The sequence below is a fragment of the Ensifer sp. GW821-FHT05G01 genome, from assembly GCF_059419585.1.
On sequence record NZ_JBWKSC010000006.1, the window covers coordinates 255654 to 271952 of the forward strand.

Sequence of the window (16299 nt, forward strand, 5' to 3'; positions counted from 1 at the left end):
GCCTCTACGGTGCCGCTTTTTCCCGCTTGCGCAAGGGCGCAACCCGCGCTAACACTTTCGCCCATGACAAATGCACGCAACATTTCGATCTGGTGGTGGGCTCGCTGAGGCGGCCTTGACCAGTCATGCGTGATTGAGACACCAAGCCGCCCGGAGATTTCGAGGCGGCTTTTTTGTATTCTGGCCGCATGGGAAAACCGGGCTTTTACGGAGCGAGACGAATGGCAACGGCAATTCTCGAAGACGGCGCGGAAAGCTATACCACCAGGGGCGGCATCGTCGTCACCCGCAGGCGGCGCGAGGCCTCCTATGGGGATGCGATCTCCAGCTATGTAGACAGGCTGGATGAGCGCCGCGGCGCGGTGTTTTCGTCCAACTACGAATACCCCGGCCGCTACACCCGCTGGGACACCGCCGTCGTCGATCCGCCGCTCGGCATCTCCTCCTTCGGTCGCGCGCTCTGGATCGAAGCCTATAACGGCCGTGGCGAAGTGCTGCTGTCGATCATCGCAGAACATCTGAAAACCGTTGCCGACATCACGCTCGTCTCCTCGACGGCAACCCGTCTCGACCTGACGATCAACGTGCCCGACCGTGTCTTCACCGAGGAAGAACGCTCGAAGATGCCGACGGTCTTTACCGTACTGCGCGCCGTCACCAACCTCTTCCATTCGGCAGAGGATGCAAACCTCGGGCTCTACGGCGCCTTCGGTTACGACCTTGCCTTCCAGTTCGACGCGATCGACCTGAAGCTGAAGCGTCCGGACGATCAGCGCGACATGGTGCTGTTCCTGCCGGACGAAATCCTGGTCGTCGACCACTATGCCGCCAAGGCCTGGATCGACCGCTACGATTTTGCCAAGGACGGCGCTTCGACCGAGGGCAAGACGGAAGAGATCGCCAGCGAACCCTTCCAGACCGTCGACAGCATTCCGCCGCATGGCGACCATCGCCCTGGCGAATATGCCGAACTCGTCGTCAAGGCGAAGGAGAGCTTTCGTCGCGGTGACCTCTTCGAGGTCGTGCCCGGCCAGAAGTTCTTCGAGCGCTGCGACAGCAAGCCGTCGGAGATTTCCAACCGTCTGAAGGCGATCAACCCGTCGCCCTATTCTTTCTTCATCAATCTCGGAAACCAGGAATATCTGGTCGGCGCCTCGCCGGAGATGTTCGTGCGCGTGTCCGGCCGCCGCATCGAGACCTGCCCGATCTCGGGCACGATCAAGCGCGGTGACGACCCGATCGCCGACAGCGAGCAGATCCTGAAGCTCCTGAACTCCAAGAAGGACGAATCCGAGCTCACCATGTGCTCAGACGTTGATCGCAACGACAAGAGCCGTGTCTGCGTTCCGGGTTCAGTCAAGGTCATCGGCCGCCGTCAGATCGAGATGTATTCGCGTCTGATCCACACGGTCGACCACATCGAGGGCCGCCTGCGCGACGACATGGACGCCTTCGACGGTTTCCTCAGCCATGCCTGGGCCGTAACGGTCACCGGCGCGCCGAAGCTGTGGGCGATGCGCTTCATCGAGAGCCACGAGAAGAGCCCGCGCGCATGGTATGGTGGCGCGATCGGCATGGTCGGCTTCAACGGAGACATGAACACCGGCCTGACGCTGCGCACCATCCGCATCAAGGACGGCATTGCCGAGGTGAGGGCGGGAGCAACGCTGCTCTACGATTCAAACCCGGAAGAAGAAGAAGCCGAAACCGAACTGAAGGCCTCTGCCATGATCGCAGCCATCCGTGACGCGAAATCCGCCAACGCCGGCAAGGCTGGCCGCGATGTCGCTGCCGTCGGTGCTGGTGTCAACATCCTGCTCGTCGACCACGAGGACAGCTTCGTGCACACGCTGGCGAACTATTTCCGCCAGACGGGTGCCACGGTCACGACCGTGCGTACGCCGGTGGCCGAAGAGATCTTCGACCGGGTGAAGCCGGATCTCGTCGTGCTTTCGCCCGGTCCCGGCAATCCGAAAGACTTCGATTGCAAGGCGACGATCAAGAAGGCGCGCGCCCGCGACCTGCCGATCTTCGGCGTCTGCCTCGGCCTGCAGGCGCTTGCCGAAGCCTATGGCGGCGACCTCCGGCAACTGGCGATCCCGATGCACGGCAAGCCCTCGCGCATCCGCGTGCTCGAGCCCGGCATCGTCTTTTCCGGCCTCGGCAAGGAAGTGACCGTCGGTCGCTACCACTCGATCTTTGCCGATCCGTCGAGCCTGCCGCGTGATTTCATGATCACGGCTGAAAGCGAAGACGGCACGATCATGGGCATCGAGCACACGAAGGAGCCGGTTGCGGCGGTGCAGTTCCACCCGGAATCGATCATGACGCTCGGCGGCGATGCCGGCATGCGCATGATCGAAAACGTGGTGGCGCACCTCGCCAAGCGGGCGAAGGTCAAAGCCGCCTAAGGAAACCATCGTCACACAATCAAGCGCCGCCTCCTTGACCGGGGGCGGCGCTTTTCGTTGTGGAACCGGCCGTCGTTCTCAAGGGGCGCTTGGGCCATCGGGGATTTCGCAGCGATCGGCAAACAGCCGTTCGCTGAGGAAATCGACGAAGACGCGGACTTTCGGCGACAGATGCCGGTTCGATGGCCAGAGAAGATGGAACTGGCCGGGCGCATCGAGATGGGCATCGAGCACGGTTTTGAGCGTGCCGTCGGCAAGTGGCCCGCGCGCCAGAAAATCCGGCATGCAGCCGATGCCGAGGCCACTGACCACGGCGCCCCGCAGGGCTTCCATGTTGTTGCATGTCAGCACCGTCTGCATCGGTGGCAGGAGGGCCTGTGCCGGCAAGGCGATAGGCCAGTCCTGCAGCTTGCGGCTGTTGGGAAAGCGGAACCGGATCGCCCGGTGACCGTCGAGATCCCGCGGGCATTCAGGAGTGCCGCGGTCGGCGAGGTAGGAAGGCGCGGCGCAAAGCAGCAGCCGGAATGGCCTGAGGGCCCGCGACATCAGGCGGGAGTCGGGCAGGTCGCCGCTGCGAATGGCGACGTCGACCTCCTCGTCGATCAGGTCGACGATGCGATCATTGAAGTCGAGGTCAAGTTCGACCTCGGGGTAGCGCTCGACAAACGCAGGTAGCACCGGCAACAGCAGGTGATAGCTGACGATCGGAACGCTGACGCGCAGGCGGCCGCGCGGGGCGGCGACAGCCTGTGCGAGCGATGCCTCGGCATCGTCGAGATCGTCAAGCACGCGGCGGCAGCGCTCATGAAACAGCCGGCCCTCCTCGGTCAGTCGCAGGCTGCGCGTCGAGCGTTGAAAAAGACGGACGCCCAGTTGCTTTTCGAGGCCCGTCACCGCCTTGCCCACAGCCGAAGCGGACAGCCCAAGCACGCGTCCTGCAGCAACGAAACTTCCGAGATCGGCGGTTCGCACAAAGGCCGTCAGTCCGCTCAGGCGATCCATGGCTTTTCCTATTCGAGCGTTTTGTTCCGCCATACGAGGAATAATGGCGGTATTTTCCGAATACTGTGTCCAATTTATCCTGCTCAAGTCAATCGATAGTCACTGACACGGACCATATGGCCGGCCACTTTGCGTGCGCCGCGAGGTCCTTCCTTTGCTCGAACACAGCGGACTGACAGATATGAGAGAAGAGATTGGATGTGAGGGCGGGGCGGGACGTTTGTTCGTGCTTGTCGCCGTTTGCTGCGCCGCGGCGGCGATGCCGCTGACCTTCACCGGACCGGCCGTGGCGCTGCCCGCGATCAGCCGGAGCCTGGGCGGAAGCCCGCTGGCGCTCAACTGGGTCATCAACGCCTTCATGCTGACCTTCGGCAGCACCTTGATGGCCGCCGGCGCGCTTGCCGACACCTACGGCCGCAAGCGCATGTTTCTTGGCGGGCTTGCAGCCTTCGGGCTGTTCTCGTTCGGCCTGGCCTTTGCCGGAGACATTGTCTGGTTTGATAGTCTCAGAGCGCTGCAGGGTCTCGGCGCCGCAGCCGCCTTTTCCGGCGGCATGGCATCGCTGGCGCAGGAGTTTGAAGAGGGCGAGCGGCTGCGGGCGTTCAGTATCGTCGGTGCGAGCTTCGGCGTGGGCCTCGCCTTCGGCCCGATTGCTTCCGGTCTCGTGGTCGAGGCATTCGGCTGGCCGGCAATCTTTCTGCTGGTCGTTGCGCTTGCCGGCTTCGCCCTTGTGCTCGGGGCCATCTTCTTGAAGGAAACACGCGATCCTAATGCTGGAGGGCTCGATTGGAAGGGGGCGGCGACATTCACACTCGCGCTGGCATTCCTGACCTTCGGCATCCTGCAGATGCCTGAGGCCGGCTGGAGCGATCCGTTTGTCCTGGCAATGTTGTCAGCTGCTGCTGCCTTCTTCTTCATCTTCTACCGGATCGAGCGCTCCGTAGCGCGGCCGATGCTGGATCTTTCGTTGTTCAGATATCCTCGTTTTGTCGGCGTACAATTGCTGGCAGCGGCACCTGCCTATGCTTTCGTCGTGCTGCTCATTCTGCTGCCGGTGCGTTTCATCGGCATCGAAGGCATGAGTGAAATCGAAGGCGGGTGGATGATGATTGCGTTGTCGGCGCCGCTTCTCGTCCTGCCGATCGCCGCGGGTCTGTTGACACGCTGGTTTGCGCCGGCGGCCATCTGCGGGACCGGATTGCTGGTGTCGGCGGCCGGTCTTGCCTGGCTCGGTCAGTTTCCCGTGGGGGCCGACCCTATGTTGCTGGTCGCACCCTTGCTCACCATCGGCATCGGCATCAGCCTGCCCTGGGGCTTGATGGATGGCCTTGCCGTCAGTGTGGTGCCGAAGGAGCGCGCGGGCATGGCGACAGGCATCTTCAGCACCACCCGCGTTGCCGGCGAAGGCGTTGCGCTTGCGGTGGTGACGGCGCTTCTCTCTGCCTTTGCGCAGATGAGCCTGGGTTCGGTGGCGGGCGTGCACGCTGCCGATATCGCCCAGAGGCTCGTCACTGGCAACGTGGCTGCGGCCGGCAGCGTCGTGCCGTCGATCGAGCGTGGTGTCCTGCTTCAGGCCTATGGCGATGCGTTCGGCGCGCTGCTCTGGCTGTTGACGGCCATTACCGCGGCCACGGCGGTGATCGTCTTCCTCTATCTCGGCAAGGGCGCAGACGTGGTGGAAAGTGCAGCCGAAGACCCTGATCTGTTGCCGAGCACAGCCATGGACCCTTAGAAGGTGCGGATGGTCCGATCAAACCTTTGACAAGCCGCCACTGATGGCACATATGTCTGCCATTGACCGCCTGCGCGAAATTCGCGCGGGCGGTTTTGCGTTTCAATGGGCTTGCGTTTGCAACTCGTTTGCATCTGCATGAGGAATGATGAAAATGTCCGTATCCGATAACAGAACCGTGCTCCGACTCGCCTTCTGGGGCATTCCGCTTGCTTTGGGCGTCATGGGCCTGAAGATGTTGGCGTGGTGGGTGACAGGTTCCGTCGCGCTTCTGTCCGACGGTCTTGAATCGACCGTCAATGTGATTGCGGCTGTCATCGCCTATGCCATGATCGGATATGCCGCTAAGCCGGCGGATGCCGGGCATCCTTTCGGCCATCACAAGGCGGAATACATTTCCGCCGTTATAGAGGGCGTGCTGATCGTCGTTGCCGCGCTGCTGATCGTCTGGGAAGCGGTTCCGGCGATGATGGCGCCGGTTCTTCTCGATGCGCCCGCCCTCGGGCTCGCGATCAACTTTGTCGCCGGTGTCATCAATGCCGTCTGGGCCTATGTGCTGATCCGCGCCGGCAGGCAATATCGCTCGCCTGCGCTCAGCGCCGACGGGCATCATATCCTGTCGGATGTCGTCACCTCGATCGGCGTGTTGATCGGCCTTGTTCTTGCCATTGCCACCGGCTACGCGATCCTCGATCCGCTGCTTGCTGTCATCGTTGCCTGCAACATTCTGTTCCAAGGCTGGATTGTCATCTCACGCTCGATCGACGGGCTGATGGACAGAGCCGTGCCGGATGATGAAGAGGAGGCGATCAAGCAGGCGATTGCCGCCAATGCCAAGGGTTCGCTTGGCGTGCACGACTTGAAGACTCGCCAAGCGGGTGCGGTGATCTTTGTGGATTTCCACATGGTCGTGCCGGAAAAGATGGCGGTTGGAGAGGCGCATGATATCTGCGACCGCATCGAAGACGCGATCCGCAAGGTTCATCCCGGCGCCAAGATCGCCATTCATGTGGAGCCGGAAGGCGAAACGGCGCACGGTGTGCGCGTAAAGGTAAGTGGAGTTCGGAAATGAGCCAGACTGACGTATCCGGCCTGTCGCAACTGGGCGCGAAGGTCGATCTGCCGCAAAGCCCTGACGAAGCGGTGCTCGAGCGTGTGCCGAGTGGCAATCGGGGCGCGGACTTCCTGGTGCGGTTCACCGCGCCGGAATTCACCTCGCTTTGCCCGATGACCGGACAACCGGATTTCGCCCATATCGTCATCGACTACGTGCCCGATGAATGGCTGGTGGAATCAAAGTCGCTGAAGCTTTTCCTGCATTCCTTCCGCAACCACGGCGCCTTTCACGAGGATTGCACCATCGACATCGCCAACCGGCTGGTGACGCTGTTGTCGCCGCGCTGGCTGCGCATTGGGGCATACTGGTATCCGCGCGGCGGCATCCCGATCGACGTGTTCTGGCAGACCGGCAAGCCGCCCGAAGGGCTGTGGCTGCCCGATCAGGGCGTGCCGACCTATCGCGGACGGGGATAAGAAATGGCGGGCCTGGCCCGCCATTTTCATTTTGCCTCTCGTCGCGATCGTCAGCCGAAGATCAGGGCCGTTCCGGCCAGAGCCGTGATCCCGCCGAGCACGCGCGCCAGCGTGCCGCCGCCGGAGAGGCGGCCCAGCGTCACGCCAAGGCCTATGCCGGCTGTGTGCAGGGCGGCGGTAGCGATCATGAAGCCGACGGCGAAGGGGAGGGCGCCGGCGCTGCCGAGTTCGCCGCCATGGGCATGGCCGTGGAAGAGCGCAAACAGGCCGACGACAGCAGCCGACGCGGCCGCATCGAGGCGCACGGCCATGGCCACCAGCAGGCCCAGCGCGACAACCGATGCGAGGATCGCGGGCTCGACGAACGGAAGGTCGATGCCGGCGGTTGCCAGCGCGAAACCGACCGCCATCATGGCGACGAAGGCTGTCGGCACCGCCCACAGCGCCCGGCCGCCGATCTGGGCGGCCCAGAGCCCGACGGCGACCATGACCAGAATATGGTCGAGGCCGAAGAGCGGATGCGAGAAGCCGGCGGCAAACGAGCCGTGCTCTTGCGGGTTGAGGTGTGCGAAGGCGGGTGCTGCGGATGCCATCAGTGCTGCGGCCGCAATCAGGATGCGTTTGTTCATGCTCGTCCCCATGGATCGACAGGGCCTGGGAGGAAAGCCCCGTTCTTGCTGTTCGTTGACGCGCTGATCTTATTGCCTCTTGTTTGGCTGTCCATACGGCATTTGGCGGTGGCGGTGTTTACCATAGACACAGTCCTGATTGCCGCTTTGTCGCCCCTTCGGTTTGTTGCATTGTCTTCGCGGTCGAGTCGCATTATCTGACTTTGACAAAGAAATTCATTGGACGCCGGAGAATCATCGATGAGCGACGAGGAAGACAAGAACACCGAACTGCCCTTGGGCAAGGAAACGGAGGCGAACCTTTTCAAGTCGCGCTCGATTTTCATCTACGGCACGATCACCCAGGAACTGGCGCAGAAGGTGTGCTCGCAGCTCGTGGCGCTTGCATCGGCCAGCGATGACGATATCCGCCTCTTCGTCAGCTCGCCGGGCGGCCACGTCGAATCCGGCGACAGCATTCACGACATGATCAAGTTCGTGAAGCCGAAGGTCTGGACAATCGGAACCGGCTGGGTCGCTTCCGCCGGCGCGCTGATCTATGTCGGCGTTCCCAAGGAGCGTCGCCTTTGCCTGCCGAACACCCGCTTCCTGCTTCACCAACCGTCTGGTGGCACCCGCGGCATGGCGTCCGATATCGAAATCCAGGCGCGCGAAATCATCAAGATGAACGAGCGCCTCAACAAGATCTTCTCCGAGGCGACTGGACAGTCGGTCGAGAAGATCGCCAAGGACACCGAGCGCGACTACTGGCTGTCGGCTGAAGAGGCCAAGAGCTACGGTCTCGTTTCGCGCATCATCACCTCGGTTTCGGATATCTGAGGCCGATACTCGCCGGAAGCGGCGGTTTGATGTGAAAAGGGCATCGGCGGTCGCGCCGGTGCCCTTTTTGTTTTGCGGGTCAACGGATTGAAGAGCCCGTGGAGCCACCCAATGTTTCCTGAAGGCGACGCCTTGCTCCGTTCCGGCAAGCCGTGTATAGGCTTTGGCATGACCAAGGCCAGCGCATATCGGATCGCTACGATCTCTGCCGCACACGATGACAATCGTGCGCCGCTGCGCGCCTTCGCCTCGCTTCTTCTTCTCGGCCTTACTCGCGGTTGCCGGGTTCGCTGAGGAGCGCCCGGCGGCCGAAAAGCCACGCCGGCAGATGCTCCTCGAATCCCATAGAGTTTTAGGACAAAGGCGCGCCCGCCGCGGCATTTGCCATCGCAATCCGATCCTCGATCGGTTATGGCAAAGCGGCCAGAGCGCTCAGTGATGAAGAGAAGCTGCAATGATCCAGAAATCCCATTCCATCAAGAACGGCATGCCGGAAGCGGCGGTCAAGTATCAGCCTTACCCGCAGGTCGCGCTGACGGACCGTACCTGGCCTTCGAAGACGATTACCAAGGCGCCGATCTGGTGCTCGGTCGACCTGCGTGACGGCAACCAGTCGCTCGTCGACCCGATGGGCCATGACCGCAAGGCGCGCATGTTCCAGCTGCTGCTCGACATGGGCTTCAAGGAAATCGAAATCGGCTTCCCCTCTGCCTCGCAGACGGACTTCGACTTTGCCCGCTGGTGCATCGAAGAGGGCAACGTCGCCAAGGACGTGTCGCTGCAGGTGCTGGTGCAGTGCCGGCCGGAGCTGATCACCCGGACCTTCGAAGCACTGCAGGGTGCCCACAAGCCGATCGTGCATTTCTACAATTCCACCAGTGAGCTGCAGCGCCGCGTGGTGTTTGCCAAGGACGTGGCCGGGATCAAGCAGATCGCGACCGACGCCGCCAAGATGATCACCGACATGGCGGCCAAGGCCGGCGGCGGCTATCGTTTCGAATATTCGCCGGAGAGCTTCACCGGCACCGAGCTCGAGGTGGCGCTGGAGATCTGCAACGCCGTCACCGAGATCGTCAAGCCGACGCCTGACAACAAGCTGATCCTCAACCTGCCGTCGACCGTCGAGATGGCGACGCCGAACATCTATGCCGACCAGATCGAATGGATGTGCCGCAACCTCGACAATCGCGAGAGCCTGATCATTTCGCTGCATCCGCACAACGACCGCGGCACGGGTATCGCGGCGACCGAGCTCGGCCTGATGGCCGGCGCCGACCGCGTCGAAGGCACGCTGTTCGGCAATGGCGAGCGCACGGGCAATGTCGACGTCGTGACACTGGCATTGAACATGTTTACCCAGGGTGTGGACCCGAACCTGGATTGCTCCGACATCGAGCGGATCAAGGAAGTCTACGAGTATTCCAACCAGATGGTGATCCCGGAGCGCCACCCTTACGTCGGCGAGCTGGTCTATACCGCGTTTTCCGGTTCGCACCAGGATGCGATCAACAAGGGCATGAAGGCGATCAAGACCGCCAACAAACCGCAGTGGGAAGTGCCCTACCTGCCGATCGACCCGCGTGACGTCGGTCGCTCCTACGAGGCGATCATCCGCATCAACTCGCAGTCGGGCAAGGGCGGTATCGCCTATATCCTGCAGGAAGACTACGGCATCAACCTGCCGCGCAACCTGCAGGTCGAGTTCCGTGAAGATATCCAGCGCATCACCGACGAGGAAGGCAAGGAGCTACCCTCCAAGCGGATCCATGAGCGCTTTATCGAGCGTTACGTCGACCAGCCCGGCGCGCGGATAAAATTCGTCGATCACCACACCTATCCGGTCGGTGAGCACAAGGGCGTGCGCGTGGTTGCAGCCGAGATCACCGACAATGGCGAGACGAAGCGCATCGAGGGCAAGGGCACCGGTCCGATCGATGGTTTCATTAACGCGCTCTCGATCTACCTCGGTGTCGACCTCTCGGTTGCCGACTATTCCGAACATTCGCTGCAGCACGGCTCGAACGCCGCCGCCATCGCCTATGTCGAGATGGAGCATCCGGGCGGAAAGCTGTTCGGCGCCGGTATCAACACCAACATCGTCGCCGCCTCGCTGGAAGCGATCGTTTCGGCCGCCAACCGCGTGCTGGAGATGAAGCTCAGCTGAGCATTAAAAAACACCGCGCGTCGAGGTCGACGCGCGGTGTGTTCAATCGGAATGCAATGCAATGCCATGCGGGTGTGCCGACCGGCCGCTTATTTCGGGCCTGGAGGCGGTTAGCCCTGCCGGGCCTTGCGGTTGGCGTAGCGCCGATCGCGTTCGGCCTTGCGCGCAGCTTCGTCTTCGATGACGCGCGAAATGCGGTTCTTGTCAGCTGCTTCGCGTGCTTCGGCCTCAGCCGTTGCTGCAGCGGCGATTGCTGCCTCGCGCTCGGCGGCCTCTGCCTGCGCGCGCTCGCGCTCCTCGGTCTTTACCCGCTCGCGATTGATACGCCGTTCCTCGCGGGCGGCAGCGACCGCCTGGCGTTCGGCCTGTCGGGCGAGCTGGGTCGGTTCGGCTGCTTCCTTTGCAGCGCGATAGGCTTGGAGAAGCGCTGCCTTCGCATCGTTGGCGGCGCTACGACGGTCGGTGAGTTCACTGTTTCTGATGTTTCTCAAGTCTCTATTCCAGTTGAGGTGTCACCCTGACTGAAAGTCAGGCCTTTCTGACACGTTTCGAAACGGGGGCGGCGGCGGCCGCCAGGCGATCCTGCAACTCTTTTGCCAGGCGGGCTTCCCGCAGGCGCAAGGTCTTCTCCTCGCGAGCCTGGACGATCGAGTCAAGCTCTTCGACCGCGCTGTCACGGGCAAAGAACTGCGATTGCTCCTTGGCAAAGGCGATCTCGGCCCGCTGGCGCGATTTGTTGTGTGTGTCTGTCATGGGGTTTCCCGACTTAAAAGGGGTTCGCCTGCAGTGGCGCACCTCCATGGAGGCATGCGACAACTGCGCTATCCCTTTGGTTCCCACATGGTTTCATCTCCGGCGCGATTTCGATCGGCGGGATCATGCAGGCAACACGTGCTAACAAAAAAAGGCCAGGCATAATGCCTGACCTTGATGGGTATCATGCTCTCGACAGTGCCAGTACATCCGTGGTCAAGGGAGAGCCGATACCGATTTAAGCTGCCTGAAGGTTGCAGGCAGACATCTTGCCCGACTTGTTGTCGCGCTCCATGTCGTAGGCGATCTTCTGGCCTTCGACGATTTCGCGCATGCCAGCGCGCTCGACGGCAGAGATGTGGACGAAGGCGTCCGGGCCGCCGTTGTCAGGCTGAATGAAGCCGAAGCCCTTGGTGGAATTAAACCATTTAACTGTGCCAGTGGTCATGATGAACCCTTTCATAGCGTATTGAATGACCGCGGCGCGGAAGCGCTGCGGATGATGATAGCGATTTTTGAAAGGAAGGTTCGTTCAGGGCGCGGTTGCTAAATGCGCGGTAACCAAAGCTCAGCAAGCAAATATCGATTTGCCAGAGATAGAGATAAAGTATTGCAATGTCAACCTTTGGTTTTTATTTGCTGAATTTTGCCAATTTTCCGGGCGAGACGACACCGCAATTCGGAGTCAATATTTGCCCACGGCGGCAGATGTATTTTCCGTATCAAAAGTGGCTTTAACTATTTGGTTGTGTGAGTAAATAACTGCCTGGGGTTCGGGCATTCTTGCTTTCTGCCGGACCGGCGAGCGAGCCGGCTTTCACGGCGACGCGATCCAGCCTGACAAATGGCACGCCAACACGAAGGCGACAGAGCGGCGGGGCGGTGTGAAGGTTCAGGGTCAGATTGTCGTCGAGACCGCTTCGGCCAGATCGTGCAGGCCGGGATTTGCGGACGGACCGACAACGACGAAGGATGCGCCGCCGCGCTGCCAGGAAACCATGCCGAGATCGTCGCGGATGCTTTCGGAGAACTTGTCGGATTGCGGGCTGTCGCTGTCCTTGAGGAAACAGATTGCAAACACGTCGCCATCGGCATTGCGATAGATGAGCTGGGCGACGGGTTTGCCGTTTGCGACGAGCAGGCGTGCGCCCTCGAAGTTCAGGCCCTTGCCGGTGAGGTTGGGGATGGTGAACGGCACGCCGACGCTGGAGGCGAGCCAGGTCTCGATAACAGGAGCTTCGGAGGCAGGAACCTCGACGAGGCGTTCCTTCTGGCGTGAATAGATGCGGTGGTAGTCGGCGATGTCGTCGAGCCAGCTACGTGCTGAAGCAAGCTTCGTCGGCTCGCCGAGGCCGGTTGTCGTCCCGACGATATAGCCGGCGGTGCCACCGAGCAGAGCCAGCGCCACGGAAGCGGCCATCACGCGCGGCCAGACGCGCACGCGGCTGACATTGGCGGCAGCGATCGTCACCCGTTCCGCCTTGGGATTGATGCCGGATCCCTGCTTGATCTGACGCACCAGCGCCAGTGGCACCGGATCGTGCAGGAAATCCTCGAAAGCCGTGTTGCCGAAGGCACTACCGGCCTTCAGCTTTTCGAACAGAGCCTTTGCGTCCTCGTCGCGGGCGAGGAGCGCCTCCAGCTCAGTCTTCTCTGCCTCGCCGAGTTCGCCGTCGATATAGGCGCACAACCGAATCTCGAGCGCGTGACCTTTCGTCTGCTGCAACGGTCATGCCCTCCTTTCGGTGTTTTCGGAAATCATCGCGGCGAGCCTGAGGCGCGCTGTCGATAGCCTGCTCATGACCGTGCCGATGGGGATGCCGAGGATATCGGCAGTCTCGCGGTAGCTATGGCCTTCAACATTGACCAGGAGGAACGTGCTTGCCAGGCCTTCGGGCATGGAGAGGATCATTTTCTGCAATTGGTTGGCGTAGACGGCCTTTTCGGCGGAGGCCTCGACGCTGAGTTCGTCCTGGTCGGACGCGTCAACCGTGCCACTGCCGGTGCGGACTTTTCGCTTGCGGATCTCGTCGACCCAGAGATTGCGCGTCATGGCGTAGATCCAGCTTTCGAGTCGGCCTTCTCCGTTCCAGAGGTGACTGCGCGTAATCGCTCTTTCGCAAGCTTCCTGGACAAGGTCATCGGCATCATGGGCATTGCGCGTCAATGTCATTGCGAAACGGCGCAATTTGGGCAGCAGGCTGACCAAGTCGCGTCTGAAGTCCTTCGTTTCTGCCGCTGGGCGCATTGCTCTTCCAAATGAAACGTGCGGGATCGTGTCTTTATTCGCCAGATAGTATCCACGGCCAATGATATGAAACATTTGAGCGCCAGTCTGCAAGGGAAGTCCCGGATCGGAAAGCGAAATCTGTTCTTTCTTGCGCCGTAATCCCAAAAACCTTCGCTCACCCGCACCCCGTCTCGCGAGGCAGTCGTTACCGTAAACTGCGAGCTTGCGCCGGCAGTGCGTCAAAGTTCAGCCCGAATCTGACCGGTACTCATCCGTGCAACTGCAAGTCGTTGTCGGGGGAAGTGTCAATGAACAAACAAGAATGCGATCGTGCAGGCCGTAGCGGCTGGCGATCCTCTGGGCGCGTGCTGGGTGAGCGGTTGCGATCGGCGTCGCCGTTCCTTCGCGTTGCGGGCTTAAGCGTATCGCTTGCGGGCCTCGCTGCCTGCCAGAGTGCGTCGCTCAGCGAGACCGGCTCGCTGTCGTCCTACAAGGATTTCGTCGCCAGCGATGGCATGGTGACCAAGACGAAGTACCGGGTCGATTCCGCCGCGACCAAGACGGTGAAGACCGTGCACCTGATCCCGACGACCTTTGCCTCCAATGCCGACGTCGGCACGCTCGGCGATCCCCAGAAGAAACTGGTGGCGACGGGTATCGACCGGTCGCTGTGCGAGGCGCTCAGTGCCCATTTCGACGTCGTGCCGGTCTCGAAGCCTGCGGATATGGCGGTGCGCTCGGTTGTCAGCAAGGTCAAGGCGACCAATGCCGTCGTCGCCGGCGTGTCGACCGTCACCTCGGCGGTGGCTCCGGTGCCGGTCCCGCGTATTCCGATCGGTCTTGGCAGTCTCGCCGTGGAGGCGGAGGCCTTCGATACACGGGGCAAGCAGATCGCCGGGCTGACATGGGCACGGGGCGCCAATATCCTGACCAACGGCTCGCGCGCATCGACAGCGGCCGACGCCTTCGAACTGGCCGGCGACTTCTCCGAGGATTTCAGCGCGTTGCTGGCAAAATCGAACGACCCGATGAAGTCTGATTTCGAATTGCCGTCGATGAAGGCCGTCTCGAACAGCCTGTCCTATGCGGTCACCGGCAAGCCGACCGATCCCGATTGCGCGGTTTTCGGGCGTGGTTCCGGGGTGACAGGCATCGTCGGCGGCGGGCTGGGCTTGCCGCCGGAATGGACCGAAAAGAAGCGTAGCTGAGGAGGCGCTTTCAGCCAGGGTGCGGAACTGCCTTCCCGGTTGCGGGAAGGCAGTGGGACTGCGTCAATAATGCCTGACGCCGCCGAGCGACTGCAACAGCGAGCGATAGGCCCAGGTGTCTTCGCCACCCCGGTCGCGGATCTCGACCAGTTGCACGCGGGCATCCTCGATCTGGCCCTGCTCGATCAACGCCTGGCCCATGTAAGAGCGGGCGAGGATATAGTTTTCGTCGGCCTGGAGCGCGCGCTTGTAGTATTGCATGCCGAGTTCCATCCGGCCCGCCTTGCGATTGGCGTAACCGAGATAGTTCAGTACCCGGGCGCTCTTCTGATCCCTGACGGCGCCGAGAACCTTGATGGAATTCTCATACTGGCCGGCATAGGCGAGCTCGCGGGCGGCCTGGAAAAGGATGTCGTCGCTCAGATCGCTCTTCTTGGCGTTAACGCAGGCATTTTTCCTGGCATCCCAGACCTTGCCTTGGGTGCATTCGCTGCTCGTCTTGGTTTTCTTCGGCGGCTCGCTGCTATCCTCGCCGGCGGCCATGGCCGTCTGCGCTGAGAAGATGGCCGCGCCGGCGGCAAACAGGGTGCATAGAATGGTCTTGCGGTACATCATGCCTATCTCCCAACTGATACAATGGCGCCGAGCACGCCATCTCCAGCACAGAGAATAGATCGCTCTGCCGGTTGTGGGAACCCGAACGGGAGTGTGACGCGCAAACAGGCGTATTTATTCCTCTCGGGGATGGGATTCCGGCAAATTTCGGGCCGGCCTCTCCTATGATCGTCCCGTCCCTAGAAACGGGTGGTCTCAACCAGCGTGGCGCCCGTCGCGTCGGCGTTGAGCGCGTATCGCTCGCGGGTGAGGTGCCAGTTGCCGGCCTCGCCGGCGATGGTGAACAGGTTGTAGGCAGCCGGCGGCTTGTGGCCGCCCGGGCCCTGCGATGCCGAGGAGATGCCGACAACCGGTACCGGGCCGTTCTGCCCCTTCAGCCAATAGACGGTGTTCAAGTGCGTGTGGCCGTGGATCACCAGTTCGGCGCCGCCAGACGAGATCGTCGCTGCAAAACGACGGATGCCGAGCATGCGCTTGTGCAGCGAGGTGGCGCCGCGGATCGGCGGATGGTGGATCATCACCACGCGGAAGAGGCCGGCATCGCCCGCCTGGCGCAGCAGTTTGACGGTGGCGCGGGCCTGCCGCTGGCCGAAATAGCCGCTGGCGGCGAAGGGCGGTGTCGCGACGGCCGTCGAGCAACCGATCAGCGCCACCGGGCCGCGCACCCGCATATAGGGGAAACAGCGATGGTTCTCATGCCAATCGGCCGGGGCGCCATCGGCGCGCATGAAGGGATACCAGGCGCGCGTCGTTTTCTCATAGGCGCCCGGCACATAGGCATCGTGGTTGCCCGGGACAATCGAGATGTTGGCCGGGTCTCCAGCGTCGTCGAGCCAGTCCGTCACCGCGGTGATCTCCCGCGATGAAGCGAGGTTCACCAGGTCGCCGGTGATTGCCATATGGTCCGGATCGCGCTTCTCGATGTCGGCCATCAGGCAATCGAGCGTGCCCGTGAACAGGTGTCGCCTGCGGTTCCGGTGCCAGTTGACGAAGCCGGTGATGCGCTTGGAGGCGAGTTCCCTCAAGGAGAGATCGGGCAGGGGGCCGAGGTGGACATCGGAGATATGGGCAAGTTTGAACATCGTCCCCGTCTAGCGCATATTCCGGTTGAGGGGAATCATGTCGCCGGATTAATCCCGGCCAACGGCCTATTCGGAAGGATAAACACCTGGAAAAACAGCAGCCCCGGGAGGTGCGGCGCTG

Annotated in this window: 17 protein-coding genes; 8 read left to right on the top strand and 9 right to left on the bottom strand. The window is 61.8% G+C overall.

Annotated elements, in window-relative coordinates; translation table 11 throughout:
- Positions 1 to 63: 63 nt before the first annotated feature.
- Together trpLE and AC07UR_RS17030 are read left to right on the top strand one after the other, a co-directional pair.
- On the top strand, positions 64 to 108 hold the full coding sequence (gene trpLE / locus AC07UR_RS17025) for a trpE operon leader peptide TrpLE (protein WP_178385073.1): 45 nt from the start codon (positions 64 to 66) through the stop codon (positions 106 to 108).
- A 113-nt stretch (positions 109 to 221) separates the two neighbouring features.
- Positions 222 to 2411 (top strand): anthranilate synthase, encoded by a 2190-nt coding sequence (locus AC07UR_RS17030; protein ID WP_209790977.1) that lies wholly within the window; start codon positions 222 to 224, stop codon positions 2409 to 2411.
- Between the two features lie 78 nt (positions 2412 to 2489).
- On the opposite strand, the gene AC07UR_RS17035 is transcribed toward AC07UR_RS17030, so the two are convergent.
- Entirely contained in the window at positions 2490 to 3413 is a 924-nt protein-coding gene (locus tag AC07UR_RS17035) for a LysR family transcriptional regulator (protein WP_173420839.1), read from the bottom strand.
- A 181-nt stretch (positions 3414 to 3594) separates the two neighbouring features.
- On the opposite strand from AC07UR_RS17035, the gene AC07UR_RS17040 reads away from it, so the two are divergent.
- From AC07UR_RS17040 to queF, 3 genes are all read left to right on the top strand, one after another.
- Positions 3595 to 5145: an MFS transporter gene (locus tag AC07UR_RS17040; protein WP_209790976.1), complete on the top strand. Its 1551-nt coding sequence runs from the start codon at positions 3595 to 3597 to the stop codon at positions 5143 to 5145.
- Between the two features lie 154 nt (positions 5146 to 5299).
- Entirely contained in the window at positions 5300 to 6217 is a 918-nt protein-coding gene (locus tag AC07UR_RS17045) for a cation diffusion facilitator family transporter (protein ID WP_209790975.1), read from the top strand.
- Positions 6214 to 6678, top strand: coding sequence for a preQ(1) synthase (gene queF, locus AC07UR_RS17050; protein ID WP_077503408.1), 465 nt, complete (start codon positions 6214 to 6216; stop codon positions 6676 to 6678). Before AC07UR_RS17045 ends, queF begins: the two co-directional genes overlap by 4 nt.
- A 50-nt stretch (positions 6679 to 6728) precedes the next feature.
- Here the strand turns inward: queF and AC07UR_RS17055 are convergent, their stop codons facing one another.
- Positions 6729 to 7307 (bottom strand): HupE/UreJ family protein, encoded by a 579-nt coding sequence (locus AC07UR_RS17055; RefSeq protein ID WP_209790974.1) that lies wholly within the window; start codon positions 7305 to 7307, stop codon positions 6729 to 6731.
- Between the two features lie 240 nt (positions 7308 to 7547).
- Between AC07UR_RS17055 and AC07UR_RS17060 the strand changes: the two genes are divergently transcribed.
- Positions 7548 to 8126, top strand: a complete 579-nt coding sequence (locus tag AC07UR_RS17060; RefSeq protein ID WP_173420835.1) for an ATP-dependent Clp protease proteolytic subunit — start codon at positions 7548 to 7550, stop codon at positions 8124 to 8126.
- A gap of 454 nt (positions 8127 to 8580) precedes the next feature.
- Positions 8581 to 10290, top strand: a complete 1710-nt coding sequence (leuA, locus tag AC07UR_RS17065; protein WP_173420834.1) for a 2-isopropylmalate synthase — start codon at positions 8581 to 8583, stop codon at positions 10288 to 10290.
- Between the two features lie 110 nt (positions 10291 to 10400).
- On the opposite strand, the gene AC07UR_RS17070 is transcribed toward leuA, so the two are convergent.
- The 5 genes from AC07UR_RS17070 to AC07UR_RS17090 form a co-directional block, all read right to left on the bottom strand.
- A complete protein-coding gene (locus AC07UR_RS17070; RefSeq protein WP_173420833.1) occupies positions 10401 to 10781 on the bottom strand; it encodes a DUF6481 family protein in 381 nt (126 codons plus the stop codon).
- A gap of 37 nt (positions 10782 to 10818) precedes the next feature.
- Positions 10819 to 11043 (bottom strand): hypothetical protein, encoded by a 225-nt coding sequence (locus tag AC07UR_RS17075; protein ID WP_173420832.1) that lies wholly within the window; start codon positions 11041 to 11043, stop codon positions 10819 to 10821.
- A gap of 238 nt (positions 11044 to 11281) precedes the next feature.
- Positions 11282 to 11491, bottom strand: coding sequence for a cold-shock protein (locus tag AC07UR_RS17080; protein ID WP_025427963.1), 210 nt, complete (start codon positions 11489 to 11491; stop codon positions 11282 to 11284).
- 450 nt (positions 11492 to 11941) lie between these two features.
- Complete coding sequence (locus AC07UR_RS17085) at positions 11942 to 12769, bottom strand: anti-sigma factor family protein (RefSeq protein WP_209790973.1); 828 nt, start codon at positions 12767 to 12769, stop codon at positions 11942 to 11944.
- Positions 12770 to 12772: 3 nt separating this feature from the next.
- A complete protein-coding gene (locus AC07UR_RS17090) occupies positions 12773 to 13291 on the bottom strand; it encodes an RNA polymerase sigma factor (protein ID WP_173420830.1) in 519 nt (172 codons plus the stop codon).
- Between the two features lie 290 nt (positions 13292 to 13581).
- Between AC07UR_RS17090 and AC07UR_RS17095 the strand changes: the two genes are divergently transcribed.
- Positions 13582 to 14481: a DUF3313 domain-containing protein gene (locus AC07UR_RS17095; protein ID WP_173420829.1), complete on the top strand. Its 900-nt coding sequence runs from the start codon at positions 13582 to 13584 to the stop codon at positions 14479 to 14481.
- A 63-nt stretch (positions 14482 to 14544) separates the two neighbouring features.
- Here the strand turns inward: AC07UR_RS17095 and AC07UR_RS17100 are convergent, their stop codons facing one another.
- Together AC07UR_RS17100 and AC07UR_RS17105 are read right to left on the bottom strand one after the other, a co-directional pair.
- Positions 14545 to 15093: a tetratricopeptide repeat protein gene (locus AC07UR_RS17100; protein WP_173421070.1), complete on the bottom strand. Its 549-nt coding sequence runs from the start codon at positions 15091 to 15093 to the stop codon at positions 14545 to 14547.
- A 182-nt stretch (positions 15094 to 15275) separates the two neighbouring features.
- Complete coding sequence (locus AC07UR_RS17105; RefSeq protein WP_173420828.1) at positions 15276 to 16178, bottom strand: metallophosphoesterase family protein; 903 nt, start codon at positions 16176 to 16178, stop codon at positions 15276 to 15278.
- Positions 16179 to 16299 lie beyond the last annotated feature (121 nt).